8 protein-coding genes, 1 rRNA gene and 1 pseudogene are annotated in these 17,057 nt (G+C 58.6%); 4 read left to right on the top strand and 6 right to left on the bottom strand.

Annotated features, from left to right (window positions below; all coding sequences use genetic code 11):
* Together rrf and BT199_RS26485 are read left to right on the top strand one after the other, a co-directional pair.
* Window positions 1–93, top strand: a 5S ribosomal RNA gene (gene rrf / locus BT199_RS26490); the annotation flags it as partial.
* 273 nt (window positions 94–366) lie between these two features.
* Window positions 367–2,247 carry a methyl-accepting chemotaxis protein gene (locus tag BT199_RS26485; protein ID WP_014716359.1) on the top strand — a complete coding sequence of 627 codons (1,881 nt, stop codon included), beginning with the start codon at window positions 367–369 and terminating at the stop codon, window positions 2,245–2,247.
* A 63-nt stretch (window positions 2,248–2,310) separates the two neighbouring features.
* On the opposite strand, the gene BT199_RS26480 is transcribed toward BT199_RS26485, so the two are convergent.
* The 4 genes from BT199_RS26480 to BT199_RS26465 form a co-directional block, all read right to left on the bottom strand.
* Window positions 2,311–5,688 (bottom strand): amino acid adenylation domain-containing protein, encoded by a 3,378-nt coding sequence (locus BT199_RS26480; protein ID WP_072435772.1) that lies wholly within the window; start codon window positions 5,686–5,688, stop codon window positions 2,311–2,313.
* Window positions 5,685–6,632, bottom strand: a complete 948-nt coding sequence (locus tag BT199_RS26475) for a diiron oxygenase (RefSeq protein ID WP_072435771.1) — start codon at window positions 6,630–6,632, stop codon at window positions 5,685–5,687. The genes BT199_RS26480 and BT199_RS26475 overlap by 4 nt, the downstream gene beginning before the upstream one ends.
* Window positions 6,629–7,387: a DUF3050 domain-containing protein gene (locus tag BT199_RS26470; protein ID WP_060766969.1), complete on the bottom strand. Its 759-nt coding sequence runs from the start codon at window positions 7,385–7,387 to the stop codon at window positions 6,629–6,631. The genes BT199_RS26475 and BT199_RS26470 overlap by 4 nt, the downstream gene beginning before the upstream one ends.
* A 378-nt stretch (window positions 7,388–7,765) precedes the next feature.
* A complete protein-coding gene (locus BT199_RS26465; protein ID WP_014716363.1) occupies window positions 7,766–8,476 on the bottom strand; it encodes a GntR family transcriptional regulator in 711 nt (236 codons plus the stop codon).
* 319 nt (window positions 8,477–8,795) lie between these two features.
* Between BT199_RS26465 and lapG the strand changes: the two genes are divergently transcribed.
* Together lapG and lapD are read left to right on the top strand one after the other, a co-directional pair.
* A complete protein-coding gene (lapG, locus tag BT199_RS26460; RefSeq protein WP_019819857.1) occupies window positions 8,796–9,419 on the top strand; it encodes a cysteine protease LapG in 624 nt (207 codons plus the stop codon).
* A gap of 14 nt (window positions 9,420–9,433) precedes the next feature.
* Entirely contained in the window at window positions 9,434–11,380 is a 1,947-nt protein-coding gene (gene lapD, locus BT199_RS26455) for a cyclic di-GMP receptor LapD (protein ID WP_072435770.1), read from the top strand.
* A 124-nt stretch (window positions 11,381–11,504) separates the two neighbouring features.
* On the opposite strand, the gene BT199_RS26450 is transcribed toward lapD, so the two are convergent.
* Window positions 11,505–11,843 (bottom strand): hypothetical protein, encoded by a 339-nt coding sequence (locus BT199_RS26450; RefSeq protein WP_003187438.1) that lies wholly within the window; start codon window positions 11,841–11,843, stop codon window positions 11,505–11,507.
* Between the two features lie 150 nt (window positions 11,844–11,993).
* A pseudogene (locus BT199_RS26445) lies at window positions 11,994–17,057 on the bottom strand (LapA family giant adhesin); the annotation flags it as partial.

The following is a 17,057-nucleotide window of genomic DNA, read 5'->3' as shown; positions in this document are numbered from 1 at the left end:
ACCACCTGATCCCATCCCGAACTCAGCAGTGAAACGATGCATCGCCGATGGTAGTGTGGGGTTTCCCCATGTGAGAGTAGGTCATCGTCAAGATTGAATTCCAAAACCCCTGTCTGCTAACGCAGACAGGGGTTTTGTCGTTTAGGGCAGCCATCACAGCGAATCTGCCTTATCCCTACCGCCTGTCGGTTTCCTACGCTAAAAGAAGATGCTTCTCACAAATTTCTAAGATTTGTCGAAGTTTGGCCGAAAGCCTGACGAGCCATGCGTGCACCGAAATAGAGCGACCGCAGAGTCCGCCTATCCCGTTACATGGAATGTTCCACTCGGCACGCTCACCCCCCTTTGGCAAAAGAAGTCGATGAAATGAATCTCAAGTTCAGTCATAAAATTCTGTTGGCCGCGTCAGGCGTCGTGGTTTTAGCCTTCGCGCTATTTACGCTCTACAACGACTACCTGCAGCGCAGTACCATCAGGCAAAACCTGACATCGTCCATCCAGCAATCCGGCGAGCTGACCGCCAGCAGTGTGCAGAACTGGCTCAGTGGTCGCATCCTGGTCCTCGAGAATCTGGCGCAGAACGTTGCCCACCAAGGCAGTGCGGCCGACCTTCCTGGTTTGGTCGATCAGCCAGCATTCACCACCAATTTCCAGTTCACCTATGTAGGTCAAACCAACGGGGTATTCACCCAGCGCCCTGACGCGAAGATGCCTGACGACTATGACCCTCGTCAGCGCCCTTGGTACAAGCAAGCAGTAGTGGCGGACAAAACCATGCTTACTCCGCCTTATATGGCGGCTGTGGGCGGTCAGATCGTGACAATTGCCATGCCGGTGAAAAAGAACGGCGAGTTATTGGGTGTTGTCGGTGGTGACCTGAGCCTGCAGACACTGGTGAAGATCATCAACTCGGTAGACTTCGGTGGTATCGGCCATGCGTTCCTGGTCAGCGGTGATGGCCAGGTCATCGTCAGTCCAGACCAGGACCAGGTGATGAAGAACCTCAAGGACATCTACCCTGGCACCCATGTGCGCATTGAGAAGCTCAATCAGGACGTTGTCCTCAACGGTCAGGATCGCATCCTTTCCTTCACGCCTATCAGCGGCTTGCCTGGCGCTGACTGGTACATCGGCCTTTCGATCGACAAAGAAAAAGCCTATGCCCCGCTGGGCAAGTTCCGTACTTCGGCCTTGATTGCGATGTTGATTGCCGTTGTCGCCATTGCGGTACTCCTGAGCCTGTTGATTCAAGTCCTGTTGCGCCCGCTGACCACCATGGGCGTGGCCATGCAGGACATTGCCCAAGGCGAAGGTGATTTGACCCGACGTCTGGACGTGACCAGCAAAGACGAGTTCGGCGAGGTCGGCAGCGCATTCAATCAGTTCGTCGAGCGAATCCACGCGTCGATTTCCGAAGTGTCTTCGGCAACGCGCCAGGTGCACGATTTGTCCCAGCGTGTGATGGCTTCATCTAATGCGTCGATCATCGGTTCTGACGAACAGAGCGCGCGTACCAACAGCGTGGCCGCAGCCATCAACGAACTAGGGGCTGCCACCCAGGAAATCGCGCGCAACGCCGCGGATGCGTCCCAGCACGCCAGTGGTGCCAGCGAACAAGCTGACGATGGTCGTAAAGTGGTGGAGCAAACCATCCAGGCGATGTCTGAGTTGTCGCAGAAGATCAGCCTGTCCTGCACTCAGATCGAGACCCTTAATGCCAGTACCGACAACATCGGGCACATCCTGGATGTGATCAAAGGTATTTCCCAACAAACCAACTTGCTCGCCCTCAACGCGGCGATCGAAGCGGCCCGTGCTGGTGAAGCCGGGCGTGGTTTTGCCGTGGTGGCGGATGAAGTGCGTAATTTGGCGCACCGTACCCAGGAGTCGGCAGAAGAAATCCACAAGATGATCACTTCGCTGCAAGTGGGCTCGCGTGAAGCTGTGACCACCATGAACGCCAGCCAGGCTTCCAGCGAAGAAAGCGTCGAAGTCGCCAACCAGGCAGGTGAGCGTCTGGTCAGCGTGACGCAACGTATCGTTGAGATCGACGGCATGAACCAATCCGTCGCGGCCGCCACCGAAGAGCAGACCGCAGTGGTTGAAACCCTCAACGTCGATATCAACCAGATCAACTTGCTGAACCAGCAGGGTGTGGCCAACCTCAACGAGACGCTCAAGGACTGCGATGCGCTGTCCCAGCAGGCCAGCCGACTGAAGCAATTGGTCGATAGCTTCAAGATCTGATCCTGACCGCATCGGAGCGAGGCCTCTCGCTCCGATCGCTTGGCCTCACGTCCAGGGTGCTATTCAGAGGAAGTTGATAGCGCTCAGGTAGTCGCAGCCTTTGCGTAACAGCGCCTGGCTCTTGGGTGGATAGCACATCCCCATTTTTTCCAAGCCCCACCGGGCATTGTCGTAACGGATCATCGATGTATCACCGATGTCTTCGCCCAGTCCGTCCAGGTAAAAGCCCAGCACCCCGAACAGTGCGTTATCGCGACTTACGTTGCGCAACGCCCGTTGCCAGTGTTCAACGCTGACTCGGTCAAAAACGTGCCCAGCCTCGCTGAAGGCGTCGAGGTACTGGTCCCAACTCAAGGGCAGCGGGTTGTGCAGGTTGAACACATGTCGCCCAGGGTCAAAGTGAGCGCTGTGGAAGGCGATGAAACGCGCCAGGAAGTCCACCGGCATCAGGTCGAAATTGGCGTCCAGTCGCGGGACCATCCCTAATTGCAGAGACCCCTTGAGCATCAACATCAAGCGGTTTTTCTGTGGCTGGCAAACGCCGTTCTGGCTGTTGAAGCTGATATTTCCCGGCCGATGAATATTGACCCAGGCCCCTTGCTCAACTGCCCGTCCTAATAGCCGCTCGGCTACCCACTTGGAGAGGTTGTAGCCATTTTTCACATAGAGCGGCAGTGCGCGTCGGGCAGGCGCTTCAAGCACGTACCCGTCGACGTCTACGCTGCTGCAGGCTGAGAGCGTCGAGATGAAATTGAGGACCTTCTTGCAATGGGTCTCGCAAAGACGCAGGCATTCCAGCACCGGCTCGACGTTGTCCTTTGCGAGTGAGGCGTAATCCATCACATGATTGACCTGCGCGGCGTTATGCACCAACACGCCGTAATGACGGGCGAGGTGCTCGTACACGTCGTCGGCCAAGCCCAGGCGAGGTTTACGAATATCGGCGGCGTATACCTGTACTCGGCTCAGGTCCAGATGTTCCAAGCGGTATTCACGTAATGCCTGGGCGAACCTTGCCGCCGCCGAATGGTCGGGCAACTCACGCACCAGGCACGCCACGTCCTGCGCCCCGCCAGCCAGCAGTGCCTGGACGATATGCACCCCGACAAAGCTGTTTGCGCCAGTAACGATGGCTTTGCGCGAATCTCCCGCAAGGGTGTCGGGCAGAACCTCGACCTTCAGTGCGCGCGTCGTATCTTGCTCCATCTGGTTGGACGGTTTATCCGGCAGCGTGCCGCCATCCATGAGTGCGGCCAATGTGCGAATGGTCGGCGTCTCAAAAAAGGGGCTCAGGCAGAAGCTGCGGCCAAACTGCTCGCGCAGGCGTAGCAACAGAGTCGACAACAGGATGGAGTGGCCACCGAGGTTGAAAAAACTCTCATCAATCGAGAGTTCGCCTGCGGGTAATCCCAGCAGCTCACCCCACACGTCAGCCAGTTGTGCCTGCAAAGGGTCTTGTATGCGACAGCGATCCCTCCCGATGGGTATGGGTATAGGCATGGCCAACAAGGCCTTGCGATCGATCTTGCCGTTATTCGAACGGGGCATGCATGCCAGTTCGCTCCAAGCGCTGGGCTGCATATGCACGGGCAACCACTGCCGAGCATGTTCCTTCAGGCTTGCCAGCGTGGCGCCAGATTCCGGCTGGGCGGCAAATCCGATGACTCTGTGTGCCGTATCGATCACCACTGCCACTTGGCGAAACAAGCGACTATCGCGCAAGCACTGTTCAATATCCTGAGGCTGAACTCGAAACCCGCGGATCTTGACTTGCTCATCCCTGCGGCCGCCCAGCTCGATGCCCTCTTGCGTCCATTTTGCCAAGTCGCCGCTGCGATAAGCCTGTAGCACTTGGCCATTTGGCAGTGTCAGCGCCACGAACGGATTGTCGGGCCGCGATGGTGTATTTGAATAACCCAGGCTTACTCCGGGACCGACAATGTACAAGTCGCCCATTACCTGTTCATCCACGGGCTGCAGGTTCTCGTCGAGAATCAGCACCTGGCTGTTAGCGATGGGGAGGCCGATATTGCGATGGCTGTCACCTCGTTGGAATACCCGATGGGTCGCCAACACAGTGGCCTCGGTCGGCCCATAGAGGTTATGCAGCTGGCATTGACCGGCCAGTTGTTCGATCACGCAGGGCTCGCAGAAATCACCTCCGGTCAGTAAATGAGTCATGCCCAATGGCTGATCCAGCGGCAGGATGCTGAGCAGTGCCGGTGGCACAAACCCATGAGTGACGCGTTGCTTGCGAATCAGCTCTACCAGTTGCTGAGGGTCGTGACGTTGGTCTGGGCTGGGGACAATCAACGCGGCGCCAACGATCAATGCAGGGAAAATATCGATCAGTGAAGAATCGAAGCCCAGTGGCGAAAACTGCAGGACGCGACTGTGTTGATCCAACGCCACGCAACTGACGAGCCAGGCCGTGAAATGCGCCAGGTTGTATTGGCTCAGCAGTACCCCCTTGGGCTGGCCCGTCGTACCCGAGGTGAACAGTGCCACGCACGGCTCGTCGGCACGGGGATGACGGTGCATCAGCGGTTGCGTCATGTCGGCGCTGTGCGCGGCAACCTGGCTCACATCAAGTGAAACGAAACGCTCTCGCAATGGGTGCTGGCCATTCTCCAGCAGCACACAGGCCTTGAGGCTGGTCAGCATGCAGTGCTGGCGTTGCTCCGGGTGGTCAGGCACCAGCGGCAAATACACGGCGCCACAGCCAAGCACCGCGAGAATGCTGGCGTACAACTCGGCGGATTTCTCCAGGCATACGCCGACCACTTGTGGAGCCTCGGCATCCTCCAGCAAGGGAAGCAGGCGTTGTTGAATAGCCATGGCTTGTTGCTGGAGCTGCCGATAAGTCAGCGCATGACCGGCGATGTTCAGCACTGTTCGATGTGCGAAGGTATTGAGGCTGGCCTGCAGCCGTTCGATCATGGGCGTTCGGGCCGCTTGCAACAAGGCAGGGTCCGCCGTGTGGTTGAACCGGTGCATGAAAGCCAAGGCATCCAACTCCTGCAGGCCCTGTTCAGGCCAGGCGTTAGCAGCGGCCGTTGCCGAGAAGTAGGCGGGGTCTCTTGAAAAACCGCAGACCAACAAAGCAGCCCACTCCACCACTGCATTCGTTGCCTGCTGACGCAACCGCTGCCCATTGCCGCTGGGTTCCTGGGCAACGTCGTGCACCGTCAGCAGGCGCCGCTCCCGGTCATAGCAGCGCAACTGCAATGAGGGCAGCCCGTGTTCGCAGAGCGGGCCGATACCCACGCGCAAGCTTAACCATGGCGCACTGGCGGGCGAGGGCGGCAGCGGCTGACTCCCGTCTTCAATAACCAGATCCACAGACCCCGCTCCTGCCACATGCCCATACTGCTCCAGCTCCTGCTTGAGCGCCGCCAGAGCGTTAGTGGTACCACGCCACTCGATCTGCAAGCGCCTCATGCCAACCTCATCGATACGGGCAGATAGTCGTGCAGGGCTCGTGCCACGCTGGGGGTTTGCAGTACGCCGCTGTGGTGCAGAAAGCCCATGATATTGGCCACCAGCGGATGTTGGTGGGTGATGGGAAAATCCAGCGCCCGGATTTCGTCGCGCAGTACCACGCGAGTGTGGGCACTGATCGTCAAGTGTTCGATCAGTTGCAGATCGAAGTCTTTTTGTAGCTCGTTGGTCAGGTAGTGCGTCAGGAATACGGGCAGGGCTTGAGCAATGTGGTCGCGATCTTGCGAGCTTGCCGACTGCCAGTAGAGGCGCACCAACTGTGTCCAGAACCGCGCATGCCGCCCTTCATCAAACAGATGATCGGCCATCAGGCCGCGGACAGAGGATTTGACGCTGGCGTCTTTGGAAAACGCTGCGACGTCATGGGTGACGGTGTTCTCGGCGATGGCGACGCCGATCAGCTCAACGGCATCGTGCAAATATGTCGGTACCTGCGCCTGGGCTGCCGGAAGCGCGCGGCTCAGTTCAATTTGCCCGGGTAGATCGAGCGGTTGAATCCCGGTCATTGCCACGGCTTGCTGAAGGAAATCCAGGGCTACCAGCGCGTGGTAATCCTCGTCGACAACGACCGTCATCGCGTCGTAACGGCAGGCGAGCGGGAAGGGCAGGGAGAAGCGATTTTTAGCAATGCTGCGCGCGGTTTTGTCGACGATCTCGGTTTCGAAAATCACCACGTCATTGATGAATTTGTAGAAGCTTTGCACCAGCACGAAGTTGCGCCATTGCGGGCAGTGCTTGAGAAAGGTTGCACTCAGCACCAGAGGCTGGCGGCACAGGGGGAAGATGAGTTTGTCGTCGTCTTCCAACATCCGCCGGGGGCGTGTGCGGATGGTTGCGCGACGTTCCCAGTCATCGGCAAAGGATTGGTAGCTGACGGCGTTCACGGACGTACCTCTTGCATCGAGGCCAGCACGTCGTCCCAGAGGGTAATACGACTTTCCACGGCGCCCAGGGCGGCGCTATCGGCTTGTTGCTGACGACTGGGGTCGGCGTCGATCAGGTGCGTTAGCAACTGTTGCGCCGCAGGGCCGTGGTCATCGCCGTCCAATTCGATATGGCGGTTGAGGTAGTAACATAACGTAGGGGCCTGCCGACCTATGAACGCATGGCTATGCAAAAGCCCCTTGAACATTGACGGAATCACACTCTCGCGGCCATGCAGGAACGCCGCCGCCACACAGTGGGTCGGGGCGCTCAAGGCGATTTGTAAGGTGCTGTCGACGAAGCGGGCCACGCCCAGGGGAGCATCGCTCATTTGCAAGGCTGCGCTTACCTCCACTCCCTGGCTTTGCAGGTCGATGAAGCGAGTGATTGCGACGGTGCTGGCGCCCACTTCCGTCATCGCGTCAAGGTACAGCTCGAAGTGGCTGCAATAGCCCCGTGTCGGGTGTTCGTCAGACTCTTCAGCCAGCACGATTTCATTGATCAGGCGGGCAGCGCGGGGGGCAGCGCAGGGGAGCCAGGGTAACTGCGTGCACGTGAGGTCCTGTTGCAGGCGTTTGGTCAGGCTCATGAAGTCCCAGACAGCAAATACATGGTGTTCCATAAAGTGTTGTAACTTGCCAACGGTGGTTATTTCTATAAATAACGGGTGGTCGAACAGTTTTTGTTTTTTTTGCTCAAGTAAATAGTGATGCATGGTTGACGCCTATAGTTGTTGCGAGTGCTTTAAAAGCAGTGTTGGACTGTTATAGTTGTGGGTGCAAGAGTAACTTGATCGCGTTCACGCGCACGGCGCTACCATTTAAATAGGCGGCCGCAGCGGTATGGGAAGGCGTGGCTTGCTGAGCGAAGATAATAAGCTGATTGAATGTTTGAACCGGTATGCAAATGTATTAAAGGACTTTGCCGATGTTTATATATGCGGTAAATTGCCCGGCTATAGGTGGGATTTTTCCGTACACTAAGTCGGCGTTAATTGTTCTATAGTTATTTTTTTAAATATTTCTGATGGAGCAACAACCCTGATAGGGAAGCTGCTCCATCACCTGAGGATTAAGGGCAAAAGCAAAAAAACTTACTGCACGGCTTTTTTGTCGGCGCTCTCAAGGCTGCTGAGGTAGGTGGCGATCACCTCCATGCCTCGCATCAAGTGGTTACGCAACGTCAGGATGCTCTCCTCGACCTTCTTCTGCGCCACCAGGCTCAGCAGTTCGCGGTGATCTTCCTGGGAGGTCTCGCCCAGCCCCATCGCCTCAAGGTTGAAGCGCAGGAAGCGTTCCTCCTCATTCAACCCGTGCTCGACCAGGGTGAGCAGTCGCTGGTTGGGCGCCTTGCCATATAGCACCATGTGAAACAGGCGATTGAGGCGACCAATCTCGGTGTAGTCTTTTTCGCTTTCCAGCGAATTGATACAAGCCTCGGCTTGAGCAAGGTCCGCGTCGGTGAGCAGCGGAATCGACAGGCGCAAGGCTTCGGACTCCAGCAACATGCGCAAGGCATAGGTCTCTGCCGAATTGTCCTCGATCAAGGGGGCAACGACGGCACCCTTGTGAGTCACCACATGCAGCAAGGATTGCGCCTCCAGCTGGCGCAAAGCTTCACGCACGGGCATGCGGCTGACGCCGAACAGGCTGGCCAGTTCTTGCTGGCGCATGGCGGTGCCACAGGGCAATCGCCCATCGAGGATGGCATTACGCAAGGTTTCTTCAATAACGGAGCGCGCAAGATGGGCGGGAATAGGCCCGCTGATTTTGATGCTGCTTAATGGGTTCGGCTTCTGCGTCACGGTTGCGCTATCCTCCTTTCTTGAATAATAGGTTGGCTAATTGGATCCAAAGAACACTAAAGATGGGCCAGGCGCTTGTCAAACAGCCAGAGTTTCCGTTTGTAAGGGCTTACACAGCATACTTTGTGTCTCTCACAGGAGGCGGTTATAAAATCACCGCCTACTGTGATGATTGCACTGTGCCATTGTTTTTTGTAGGGCCAGGCTTCACCATTCCTTGAAATTCCGTCTCTTTCATGGACTGAACACTTTGGCGGTAAGTTTTATTCCCTATCGACTGCTTTGCTGGCTTTTATCAGCAATTTTACTGGCTGGCCTGATGCTCGGCGGGCTGCGTGCCGATTGGGATTTCTCGCAGATCAGCCGCAAGGCCACCGCCGTCTACGGCCCGTTGGGGCAAGGCCAGCAGCGTATCGACGCCTGGCAGCGGCTATTGGCGAGCGAAAAACAGGTCAGCGAGCAGGACCAGCTCAAGGTCGTCAATTTGTTCTTCAACAAGCAAATGACCTACGTGGAAGACATCGATCTCTGGCACGTTGTCGATTATTGGGAGACACCCGTCGAAGCACTCTGGAAAGGCGCCGGTGACTGCGAAGACTACGCCATCGCAAAGTATTTCAGTTTGCGTCACCTGGGGGTGTCCAGCGACAAATTGCGCATTACCTACGTCAAGGCCTTGCGGCAGAATCGGGCGCACATGGTCCTGACCTATTATTCGACCCCAGACGCTGTCCCACTGGTGCTCGACAGCCTGATGGATGAGATCCTGCCGGCCACCCGTCGCACCGATCTGGTCCCGGTGTACTCATTCAACGCCGAGGGGCTGTACTTGCCCGGTGCCAAGGGCAACAAGAAAGTCGGTGATACCAAACGCTTGTCGCGCTGGCAGGATGTGTTGAGAAAAATGCGTGCGGAAGGCTTCCCAGCCGAGCCTGCCAACTAGGAGTAACTGATCGGATGTCTCTGTTCAAACAGCTATTGATCGCAATCTGTCTGTTCCTGGTGGTCGCCTTCAGCGGCAGCTTCATGGTCAGCCTGGAAAGCTCGCGCACCCAATACGTCAACCAATTGCGCTCCCACGCCCAGGATGCGGCGACGGCATTGGCGCTGTCGCTGACCCCGAATATCGATGACCCAGCCATGGTGGAGCTGTTGGTCAGCTCGATCTTCGACAGCGGTTACTACGCCAGCATCCGCGTCGTGGACCTGGCCACCGACAAAACCATCGTCGAGCGCAGCGGTATTCCTGACAACAACGGCGTGCCCAACTGGTTCGTCAAGCTGATCGGCCTGGAGCCGGCCGGTGGTGATGCGCTGGTCAGCCGTGGCTGGGAACAGGCCGCACGGGTAGAAGTGGTCAGCCATCCGATGTTCGCCCTGGCCAAGCTCTGGCAAAGCGCCCTGGGTAGCCTGGGCTGGTTGCTCTTGTGCGGCGCGGTCAGCGTGGTGCTCGGTGGGCTGTTGCTGCGCCGGCAATTGAAGCCGTTGGACTATATGGTCAAACAGTCCCACGCCATTGCCCGCCGCGAGTTCCTCAGCCTGCCTGACTTGCCCCGCACGCCAGAGCTGCGGCGCGTGGTACAGGCCATGAACCAGATGGTGGAAAAGCTCAAGGCGCTGTTCCAGGAACAGGCCGAGCGTAGCGAAAAACTGCGCACCGAATCCTATCAGGACAACCTCACCGGCCTCGCCAACCGCCGTTATTTCGAGATGCAGCTCAACGCCCGCGTCAGTAACCCGGAAGAGACCAACTCCGGCTACCTGCTGTTGCTGCGGGTCAAGGACCTGGCCGGCCTCAACCAGCGCCTGGGTGGCCAGCGCACCGACCAGTTGCTGCAAGCGGTTGGCCAACAACTGCTGCGCCAGTGCGCGCCGTATCCGGAAACCCATAACCTCGTCACCCGTATTCGTGGCGGTGAGTTCGCCGTGCTGGCACCGGGGTTGATGCGTGAAGAAGCGGTGCAACTGGCGCAAAACCTCGAGAGCACCTTGCTCAGCCTGCAAGCGACCGGCGCCAGCGACGTTACACCGGTTGCCTATATCGGCCTGGCGCCGTTCAGCCATGGCGACGCACCCCAAGCCCTGCTGACCCTGGCCGACCAGGCCCTGGCCCAGGCCCAAGCGCAGGGCGACACCAGTTGGGTATGCCTGGACCGCAGCGCCGCCGCCAGCGTCGGTGACGATCACCATGCCTGGCACACCTTGTTGGACCAGGCCCTGACCCAGCAGCGCTTCCAGTTGTACTTCCAGCCGGTGGTGGCCAGCCAGGACCCACAGTTGGTCCTGCATTACAAAGTGCTGTCGCGCTTGCAGGACGAGGGCGGCCACACCATACCGGCCGGACGCTTCCTGCCGTGGCTTGAGCGCTTCGGTTGGTCGGCCCGCCTGGACCGCCTGATGCTGGAGCAGGTGCTCAAGCAGATGAGCAGCCACACCGAGAACCTGGCGCTGAACCTCTCAGCCGCGACCTTGCAGGACACCCAGGCTCTGAACCGTATTTATGACCTGCTACGTCAGCACAGCAACCTGGGCCCGCGCCTTACCCTGGAGATCGGTGAAGAGCAACTGCCTGAGCAGCCCGTGCTGGAACAGATGACCCAGCGCCTGCGCGAGCTGGGTTTCTCCCTCAGCCTGCAACGTTTCGGTGGGCGGTTCAGCATGATCGGGAACCTGGCGCGCCTGGGCCTGGCGTACCTGAAGATCGACGGCAGCTACATTCGCGCCATCGACCAGGAAAGTGACAAGCGCCTGTTTATCGAAGCTATTCAGCGAGCGGCCCATAGCATTGACCTGCCGCTGATTGCCGAGCGTGTAGAGACCGAGGGCGAACTGAAGGTGATTCGTGAGATGGGGATTTTCGGAGTGCAGGGCCAACTGTTTGGCGAGCCCGCGCCCTGGAAATAATTTACCTGTAGGAGCGAGCTTGCTCGCGAAGATCTCCAACCATAACGCGCGAAGCCTGACACCCCGTGGCGATTTCAGTTTTTTCGCGAGCAAGCTCGCTCCTACAGGGGTAGGAGCGGCTGGATTAAATCAATCCTTTCTCGTCATCATCGATCAACTGGCTCAACCCACCCAACGCTTCCCGCGCCTGGTTACGATCCATCAACTTGGCCTGGGCTGCCGGCGGCAGGTCGGTCACGCTGATCACCCCTTTGCGGGTCAGCACCTGGATCAAGTCATCCAGCACCCGGATCATCTCCAAGTCGCTCTGCTTGAGCTGGGCCAGGCTGGTTTCCACCACTTCGTTGGCGTACCAGGCCTGTATCTCATGGTGATCGGCCGGCAGGGTTTCAGTGGATTCGGTAAAGGCAGCAGCCTCTACGCGAACCAGCGCGCCCTGTGCATCACGTTGCACGTAAAACATAACAACCCCTCGAAAATGCGCCACAGGCGTTCAACAGCATAGGTCAACGCTGCGTGTATGGGCGTGAGTATGCGATGCACCGTCCGCCAGGGCCAGCGACTCGCAGGCCAAAAAAACGGCCGCCTGCAAGGGCGGCCGATTAATCGTGTCTTAAGTGTGGTCGATCTTGATGGTCGGGTCGGCACCACTGATCAGCGAGTTGATGCTGGTGTGGGACCAGTCGTTGCCTTCCAGCTTGATCGTCACATCGGCATTGGCCAGGCCACCGGCGGCGTTGAGCTTGCCTTCACTGCTCACTTGCAGGGTCGACACGCCGTCTACCGTGGTGATCTTGAGGTAGTTGTCGATGGTACTGTCGGTTTCACCTTTCAACAAATCACGCAGATCAATGCGGTCGCCTTCCGAGGCCTTGAAGTCCTTGATCACATCGTTGCCGATGTCGCCAGACTTCCACACAAAGGTGTCGGCACCCGAGCCACCGATCAGGATGTCGTTGCCCTGGCCGCCGATCAGCGTGTCGTTGCCGGTGCCACCCAGCAGGATGTCATTGCCTTTGCCGCCATCGAGTGTGTCGTTGCCGCCTTGGCCGAACAAGATGTCGTCGCCAGCGCCGCCCAACAGCGTGTCGTTGGCATCCTTGGCGCCGGAGACGTCGAAGTCCACATAGTGTTCGGTGACGTACTGGTGAACGTTAGAGGCGGTCACCGCAGAGACAGCCACGCCGGTTTTCTGCGCGACAAAGGCCTGCAGTGCGTTGTAACCCTCGCCATTGATCCCGCTGAAACTCACCAGGTCGCCGAACAGGATGTCGTTGCCGTCGCCACCGCTGACGGTGTCCGCGCCCGGCAACGTCGCCTCGGTGTGGCCGAGGATAGCGTTGGCGAGGTCCTTCGGATCGATGTTGGCCTGTGGCTTGCCATCGCTGTCGTACGGTGCCAGCTGATTCAAGCTGACCCCACTATTGAGGCCGATGGCTTCTACGCCACCTGTGGACAGACCTTTAAGCAGTGCGAACGCGCTGTTGGAGTTGAGGGTGGTGGAGTAGTCGGTATCGTATCCGAGGCCGCCTTGCACCGATATTTCATAGGTGCCATCCCCTTGGGCGTGGATGATTCCCTTGTTGTATCCCCAGCCGTAAGACCAGAGGGTCACCTTGCCGGCAGAGTTGATATCAAGGTAGTTATTCGAATCGATGTTGATCCGGGTGGCGGTACCTATGGTGTAGTTGTTCATGGTGACGACATCATCGAGCCTGACGTTGCCGTACAAGTACGGGTTGGTCTGCTCGGACGCTTGGTAAAACGTCGGCTGACCATCGGTGATGAAGTACGTTGTATTAATAGCGCCAGTGTTGCCAGTCGCCTGGGCACTTTTGAAGAAGTTGGACGCGGCCTTGAACACGTCTTCGTAGTTGGTCCCGCCGGTAGACACCATGGAGTCCAGGACTTTCTGCAGCGAGTCCAATGCACCTGGGTCTTTCAGGTTGACTGTCACCGTGCGATTGACCTGGTCGCTGAAATCCGCCAGGAAGATATTCACAGTGCCGGAGGTGCTGGCGCCGATACTGTTTTTCAGCGAGTTGAACGTGGTAGTCAGCGAGGTTTTTGCCGCTGCTATCGAGTCCGCACCCATACTGCCCGATGTATCGATCATGAACGCGATGTTGTAGTTCTTGCCCTGCACCACGTTCAGGCCGGCGATGTCGGCCACGACGATGTCGTTGCCATCGCTGCCATTGATGGTGTCGCTGCCCGAGGTGCCGGTGACCGAATTGTAGGTCGCCGGATGCACCGTGACGGGCAATTGCGCGGTGGTGGTCGCTGAACCGCCGATGCTCTCGGTGGAAGTCGAGGTGACTGTCAGGTTGAACTGGCCGCTGTAGTAGGTCGGCGGCTTGATGCTCAGCGTGTTCAGGTCCCAGCCGGTGACATTCACTTCGCCCACGGTTTTACCCGCAGTAAAGGTGTGCCCCGATGCGTCGGTAAGCACCGAGCCTGCCGGAATGCCGCTGATCTTCACGCTCAGGGTTTCGGAGCCGTCGGTGTCGGTCAGCGCGGTGGTGACCTTGGACAGTTTGACCGTCCCGTTCTCCTGGCCTTCGTTGAGCTTGTAGCCCACGTAGTAACCGTCACCGTTGCTGCCATGCAGGTCGGATACGGTGACGCCGGCGTTGGTCAGGTCGGTAAGGCCGGTGTACAACGGCACGGTGCTGGTGCTCAGGTTCTGCACCGCCCCGCCGTTGATCGACAGGTTAACGTCGAAGCTGCCTGGGCCCGCCTGGTTGGCCTGGTAGATCTCAAGGCTGTAGTAACCGGTGGTGGTTGGCGTGAACGAGCCGCTGAACTTGCCGCTGTTGGTGCCCCACAAACCGCTGGCAACATCTTTACCGCCAACGTTGACCACCACGCTGTCATCGGCGATACCGCTGAAGGTGTAGCTCTTGCCCGCTTCCATGTAGATCAGGCCGGAGATCTTGGAACCAGAACCGGCGGTGACGTTGTCGACGGACTCGACGTTGGTCACCACGGAGGTGTTGTTGGGGGTGCCCGCGTTGTCGATGGCTTTTTTCAGTACGTCTGGCGCAGCGCCATTGCCGTTGTTTCCAAGGCCGGCGATGTTGTTCCAGCCCTGTTTGACCAGCCCGGTCGAGGCAACGTTGTTGTCCGCCACGCTGAGGGTCGGTGCGTCGGCCACTGGGGTGATATCCACTTTCACCGTGGCGCTGGTGCCCAGGTCCTTGCCATCGGTTGGCTGGAACTTGAACTGCGCGTAATCCGCTTGCTTGTTGCCTACACCGGTGCCGCCGTAACCATCGGCGCCGGATTCGTTGGCGTTAGGCATGAAGCGCAACTGGCCGCCGTCGATCTGGGCCTTGGTGAAGGTCTGGCCGCTGCTCACGTTGGTCCAGGTGGTGCCGTCCGCCGCCAGGTATTGCAGCTTGCCGGCTACCGGCAGCTCGGTGATTTTCACCCCGAGGCTGGCTTGTGGCGAGTCCACATCGCTCACGCCGAAGTTGGCCCAGGTCAGGGCCAGCGCGGTGTCTTCCGTACCGGTCACGGTACCGCCAGTGGCCACTGGTGCATCGTTGACCGCTACCACGTTGACGGTGGTGGTGGCCACGTTGGAGTAGTTGCCGCCATCGGTCACCGTCACGGTGATGGTGCGGGGCGTGGTGCTCGGGTCGTGGCTGTTGTTGGTGAACGTGATGTTCTGGATACGCTGCATGTAGTCAGCCAGCGTCGCACTGCCGGACAACGTCAGGGTAATAGTGCCCGTCTGGTTGTTGGTGCTGACGCTGATGCCATTCACGCTATTGCCCAGATTGAGGGCATCACCGGCCTGTGCGTTGGTCAGCGTGACCGTCGCGCCCGTCAGCAGTGTGCTGTCTGGGTCAGTGATCTTGATGTCCGTGTCGGCGATCGACACGCCCGGCCCGGCGGTACCCTCGGTAAACGTCGTCTTGTAATCAGCACCCGTGGCGCCGCTGGAGTTGTTGGCATCCAGGTCGAGCACCGGCGGCGCATCGTTGTCGAGGATATTGGTGGTGACGGTGCCTTTGTCGATCACCAGGTTCTCGAAGTTGCCCCCGGTGACCTTGTCGATGGTGATAACGATCTGTTCCGTAGGCTCGGTGATCTTGTCGTCGAGCGTGCGGATATCAAACGGCACGCTGCTGGAGCCTGCCGGGATCTTCACGGTATACACGCCAGTGAAGTCCGAACCGTCAGTGGCGGTGCCGCTGTATTTGAGCGTCACGGTTACGTCGGTTTGCGGCGGGTTGGTCAAGGTCAGGGTGTAGTGGGCGGTGCCACCTTCAGTGACCGAACCGTCGCCCGTAATGCTGATTTTGGTATCAGTCACTACATCCGTGACCTTGGTGACTGCGGGGCTGCCATCAACAATCAGATGCTCGTACTTGTCGCCACCGCTGACCACGCCGGTGATCTTGGCGCTGACATCATTGGCGCCGACATAGGCATCGTTCGGTGCGGTAGCCGTCGTGAAGCTGGTGGACTTGCCGCTGCCAATGGTGATGGTCGAGCCGTTATCCAGCCTTACCACCAGGTCGGAGCCCACGTTGTTCACGGCCGCGCCGTTTTTGTCGACCAGGGACGCGGTGTAGACGATCTGCCCGCCCTCGCTGACCGAGCCAGTGGCCTTGAGTACCACGGTCACGTCATCGATGGTGTCGTTGATGGTGGTGGTGGCGCCCGCAGGTGTGATGGTCACACCCTCGAAATTGCCGCCGGTGGTGCCGGTGATCTTGACGGTCTGGGTGCTCTTGTCGATGAACACGTCATCGGTAGGCGCCGGGACGGTCACTGTGCCCACGGTCTCACCTTGCTTGATGGTGATGCTCGAACCGTTGTCGAGCTGCACCACCATGTCACTGCCGGCCTTGTTGCTCAAGGTGGCGGTGTAGGTGATCTGGCCGCCTTCGTTGACCGCGGTTGGGGCGGTCAGGGTGACGGTGGTCAGGTCGGTGGTGCCCGGTGTGTCGGTGACGGTGGTGTTCACCGCCGTCGTGCCCGGCACCAGGTTCTCGAAGTGCTCGCCGCCAGTCACGCCTTTGATGGCGGTGGTGACGGTTTGGTCGCCTTTGTAGACGTCGTTTGGCGCAAGGGTGGTGATGGAGCCGCTCGACTGATTCACGCCGATGGTGATGGTCTTGCCATTGTCCAAGGTGACGGTCAGCGGATTGGTGATGTTAGTCACCGGTGCGCCGTTTTTATCCACAAGGCTGGCGGTGTAAACGATGTTGCCGCCTTCGCCGACGGTGGTGGTGGCGGTCAGAACCACATCGACTTTATCGATGGTGTCGTTGATCGTGGTGGTGGCGCCATTGCCTGCAACTTCGAGTTTTTCGAAATTGCCGCCAGTGGTTTCGGTGATCTTGACGGTCTGGGTGCTCTTATCGATAAACACGTCATCGGTAGGCGCAGGCACGGTCACGGTGCCGACGGTTTCACCGGCCTTGATGGTGATGCTTGAACCGTTGTCGAGTTTCAGCGTGACGTCGGTGCCGGCCTTATTACTCAAGGTCGCGGTGTAGGTGATCTGGCCACCTTCGTTAACGGCACTTGGCGCTGTCAGCGTCACGGTGGTGGTGTTATCGGTACCCGGTGTGTCCGTAACGGTGGTGTTCACCGCGGTAGTGCCAGGGACCAGATTCTCGAAATGCTCGCCGCCGGTCACGCCTTTGATGGCGGTGGT

Source organism: Pseudomonas sp. NFR02, assembly GCF_900119375.1.
Lineage (GTDB): Bacteria > Pseudomonadota > Gammaproteobacteria > Pseudomonadales > Pseudomonadaceae > Aquipseudomonas > Aquipseudomonas paracarnis.
The sequence above is the reverse complement of the archived record's forward strand: the minus strand, read 5'-3'. Positions and strand labels throughout refer to the sequence as shown.